The organism is Chitinophaga varians (assembly GCF_014529945.1).
Classification (GTDB): Bacteria; Bacteroidota; Bacteroidia; order Chitinophagales; family Chitinophagaceae; genus Chitinophaga; species Chitinophaga varians.
The window spans coordinates 1-5,357 of record NZ_JACVFB010000013.1 but is presented as its reverse complement, the minus strand read 5'-3'; the positions used below and the strand labels follow the sequence as shown (position 1 = coordinate 5,357).

General features: G+C 54.2%; 1 protein-coding gene. It reads left to right on the top strand.

Annotation, left to right across the window (positions count from 1 at the left end; translation table 11 throughout):
- On the top strand, positions 1–5,357 hold a 5,357-nt coding region (locus ICL55_RS34805; protein WP_188106678.1), incomplete at both ends, for a polyketide synthase.

Sequence of the window (5,357 nt, the reverse complement as noted above, 5' to 3'; positions counted from 1 at the left end):
GATTGAACCCACATATCGATTTTGAGCAGACACCTTTTGTGGTGAACCAGACGCTGAGAAGCTGGGAACAACCCGTTGTCAACGGCGTGGTGTTACCACGCCTGGCAGGCGTATCTGCATTTGGCGCTGGTGGCTCCAATGCTCATATCATCCTCCAGGAATACGTTGCGCCGGAGCGTGCGGTATCACCTTCCGGGGCGATGGTCGTTCCGTTGTCTGCCCGGACGGCGGCGCAGCTGCAACAGAAGGTACAAGAGCTGGTACAGTTTATCCGTACGGCCGCACAGGAGAACAGGCCGCTGCACCTGGTTTCGCTGGCTTATACTTTACAGGTTGGCAGAGAGGCGATGGATGAGCGTATGGGCGTTGTTGTTAGTTCACCGGATGAACTGACTGCCAAACTACAGAGCTATCTCCATGGTGAAAAGGTGTCCGGTATATACCGGGGCCAGGTGAAACGGGAGCAGCACTTTCCTGAGATATCTCCGGATTACCAGCAGTTATCACCTCTATTGGAAGCATGGGTGCAGGGGCAAACCATCGACTGGCGCCGCTTGTATGGACATGTTACGCCTGCGTTGATGAGTCTGCCGGTGTGTCCTTTCGCGCGAGAGCATTACTGGACAGCCGTCACCACGAAAGCGCAGGAAGATCGTGTTGCCGTGGAGGTGTTACATCCATTATTGCACCGGAATATCTCCAGTTTACAGGAACAGGGATATAGTGCCACTTTCACGGGAGATGAATTGTTTATGGCCGGTGATTCCCTGCACAAAGAATTACCCGCTGCTGTCTTCCCGGAGATGGCGCGGGCGGCGATTTGCCAGGCGTTGCCGGAGGCTGCCGCCCGGCAGCTGGAAATACACCGGATGACCTGGGAAGCGCCCTTGCTGCTGAATGGGCCCCGGGAGGTGAATATAGCCTTGCTCGCTAAAAATAATACTGCCATTGACTTTGAAATATATAGCCCTGACGGGGATGCTGATACGGTATATTGCCAGGGACATGTTTCTATCACCGCAAAATCATCTCCGGCAAAACTGGATATAACGCAGTTAAAAAGACGCCTGAACGGAGCGTTGTTACATGCCGACGAGGTTTATGCTACTTCGAGCTACGGTGCTTCTTATCAGGCTATTGTGGCGATCTATCGCGGAGAGCAGCAGCTGCTGGCACACCTGAAGGTACCGGCGGTAGCCGGTCATGCTGCCTTTATGCTGCATCCTGTGATAATGGAAGGCGCCTTACAGGCAAGTATGGTGTTGGTGACAGGGTTGCGCCGGTCATTACAATTTAATTTGATCAATACGGTACGTGTCCTCCATGACTGCCCAGAGGAGATGTTTGCCTGGGTGCGTCAGGCGGCGAACGGGGTAGACATCGATCTGTGCGATCTACAGGGAAATATCTGCGTACAGCTGTTGGGCGTACATTATATGGAGAGCATGCAGGAAGTGGTAATGCCGTCTGCAATACAATCCCTGGACATGGCATCACCTGACCCGAAAGAGATTCGTATACCCGGCAACGTAGCCGCGACCATGCTGCCGTTTCAACAACCCATTCTGAAAAAGCCCGGCAATATCTCATTAGTCGCACCGGCTGCATTCGCCGTAAACCGGGTGGTGGCCGAAAAGGGCACGGTGAGCCTGTCTGCCGCCAGCATCAACCCGCCGGCGCCAGCTGCGCTGAGTTTGTTGGACCATGGCAATGGCGTGTATGCCATCAGGCTTGCTGATAGTTATCTTTCCCGTGAGCTGATCACGCAGTTGCAGCAGGCGCTTGTGTTTGCGCAACAGCAGTCTTCGTTGAAGGTCCTGCTGCTGCAGGGAAATGACGCCGTATTTCTGGAAGGTGGAAGAGAGGCTTATAATGAAGCCGTAACGCAGCAGCTCTATCGTACGATCGTTGCTTTTCCTTATCCTGTGATTGCCGTGATGACTGGCCATGCAACAGGGGCGGGCTTCCTGGCAGCCGCGTTGTGTGATTTTATGATAGGCAGCGAGGGACGAAAATATTATTACACAGATCCGGCAGCAGGACTGTTCCCGACGATGGCAGAAGAGACATTGTTACGGGAACGTTTCGGTCATGAATTTGATTTGTCTGCCGAAGAGGCGAATTGCCTCGTACTGCCGGTTCCGGACGCGATGTCCTATGCGCAGCAGCTGGCGTCAGATCTGGCGTCGAAGCCTGCGGAGGCGCTGCGCCTGCTGAAACAGCACCTGGGCCGTGACATGGCCGCGCTGACCGAACAACTAACGACGGTAGCGTTAATGGAAACCGCAGCAGAACCGACCGGCAACATGACCGACATCGTCGCTAACTCCAAACTACTGAAACTGGAAAGTGATGCTGCGGACATACTGACCATCCATCTGCCCGCCCGCAGAAAAAAATATACCCTGAAACATATCGTAGCGGAACTGGAAGAAGTAATGACCCGGGTAAACCAGAGTACAGCCTATAAAGCGATCGTACTCCGAAGCGACGATACTGAGTTCATATCCGTACCGGATATCACGACCGAGGAGACAACCATCATTACGCTGACGGACCTCTTACTGACATCCGCTATTCCGGTGATCGCCGCTATAGAAGCCAATGCCGGTGCGGCCGGCTGGCTGGTCGGCCAATGTTGTGATGCCTGCGTATACCACGAAGCCGGCGTTTATACTTTGTCCGGCCTCCTGCAAGCGCCTGCGCTGGCGCAACGGGCAGCCACGCTCTTTTCGTACGGCATGGGCCGTTATGCTGGTCAGGAAATTATGCTGACCGGCGGAACCTATACGGGCGCCGCCTTGCAGCGGTTAACCAGAACAGTGACTATTGCCGGAAAAGCGGCGGTACTGGCGAAAGCCATGTCGCTGGCTGTTTCCCGGAGCCGCTGGCCATTAACCGTCATCAGGGACCGAAAACAACAAAGAGCCGCCTTTGTCAGAGAACAGCTGTCGCAGTTGCCGGCCTGGTCACTGCCCGAGGCCGAATCCACCAGGCCACTGCCGCAGGCGATCATACTGAAGTCGGAGGTTGTTCGTGCTACGGTGCATCCGGCAGGTATCGTGGAAGTGAGGATGGAAGACCGGGAAGCAAAGAACATGTTCTCTCCGGCCATGATAGAAGGCATGACGGAAGTGTTTGCCCATATTGCGGCCAATCCAGTCTATAAAGTGGTGGTCCTGACGGGCTATGACAGCTACTTTGCATCTGGCGGCACGAAAGAGAGTCTGCTCGCTATCCAGGATGGGAAAGCGAAATTTACCGATACGCGCATCTTCCGGCTGGCGATGGATTGCGACATCCCGGTCATAGCAGCGATGCAGGGCCATGGTATCGGCGCGGGCTGGTCTATGGGCATGTTCGCAGATATCGTCCTGTTCAGTGAAGAAAGTCACTATGTAAGTCCGTATATGCGTTATGGATTTACTCCCGGCGCAGGCGCTACTTTCATCTTCCCCTATAAAACAGGGTACGACCTCTCCCACGAAACACTGCTCACCGCCAGGGAATATACCGGCAACGAGTTGCGGAGTAAAGGCTTGCCTTTCCCGGTATGGCCGCGGAAAGAGTTATTAGCCGCCGCTTTCAGGTTGGCGGAACAAATCGCGCAGCATCCGCGGAGCAGCCTGGTAGCACTCAAACAACAGCTGACGAATGGCCTGTCCAGCCGGGTGGACGAAGCTTGTCGCCTTGAACTGGCCATGCACGAACAGACTTTCGTTGGCCATAGAGATACCCTGCAACAGATTGAACAGCAATTTGATAACCGGGACGGATATACGCCGCAACAACCGCTATCTGCTGCACCGCAACAGGAAACGGTCTCGCTGCCGGAGATGGTGTCCGGACTCAAAGCCCTGCTGGCAAAAGAACTGCAGCTACAGGAAGACGAGGTGGATGAGCATACGCAGTTTGTAGATCTGGGACTAGACTCTATCACGGGCGTTACCTTCATCCGCAAAATCAATGAACAGTACCACACGTCCATTCAGGCCACCGTTGTTTACAGCTATACCACCATTGCGCAGTTGGGCAGCTATGTGAAAACAGCGGCAGAGAAAGCGGGTGTGCCGGTGAGCCGGCCAGCCACTGCTCCTGTTACGCCTCATCATGCGGATGTGTTGCCTGCTATTATCTCCGGACTTAAAAATATTTTGGCGAAAGAACTACAGCTGGAAGAAGAAGAGATCAGTGAAAACAGGCAGTTTGTGGAGCTGGGCCTGGATTCTATCACAGGCGTCACCTTTATCCGAAAGATCAATGATAAATACAAGACGGCTATCCAGGCTACGGTTGTCTACAGCTATACTACCATTGCACAACTGGCCAATCATGTAAAGGAAGAAGCGGAAAAGGCGGGAACATGGCCACAAGGACAGCCTGTTGTCCGTGCCAAAAAAATGCTTCCTGCTGTAACAACAGGAAAGCTGCGGTCATGGCGGCAGAAAGCCGTGCTCCGGACCACGGAAACCGCGCAGCCGGTGTATGCATCGCAGCCCATTGCGGTAGTGGGCATGGCTGGCCAGTTTCCGGGCGCCAAGGATATCGCCGCATTTTGGCAAAACATCGCCAATGGTAAAAACAATATCGTGGAAGTGCCGGCCAACCGCTGGAACATAGACGCATACTATCAGGAAGGTGAAGCGATGGAAGGAAAGACTTATAGCAGATGGATGGGCGCCCTGGAGGAATATGATCTGTTTGATCCGTTATTTTTTAATATATCTCCGGCAGAAGCAGAAGGAATGGACCCGCAGCAACGCCTGTTCTTACAGACTTGCTGGCACGCTATCGAACATGCGGGATACAATCCGCAGGAATTATCCGGGAGCAAATGCGGCGTATATGTAGGTTGCGCCACCGGTGACTACCACCAACAGTCCCGGAAACATCAGCTGAGTGCCCACGGCTTCACCGGGGCTTCCGCCTCTATTCTGGCAGCGCGTATTTCTTATTTTCTGAATTTACAGGGCCCCTGTATCTCTGTTGATACCGCCTGTTCCTCTTCGCTGGTAGCGATCTCCCATGCGTGCGACAGCCTGCTCAATGGCAGCAGCAACCTGGCGCTGGCAGGTGGCGTATATGTGATGGCGACGCCTGCCATGCATATCATGAGCGCACAGTCAGGAATGCTGTCGCCCGACGGGCGCTGCTTCACCTTCGATCAGCGGGCGAATGGTTTTGTGCCCGGAGAAGGCGTGGGCGTGATCATGTTAAAGCGGCTGGAAGATGCGGAAAGGGACCATGACCATATCTATGGTGTTATCCGTGGCTGGGGCGTGAACCAGGATGGTAAAACCAATGGCATCACCGCGCCGAATACTTTGTCGCAGGCCATGCTGGAGCAACAGGTGTAT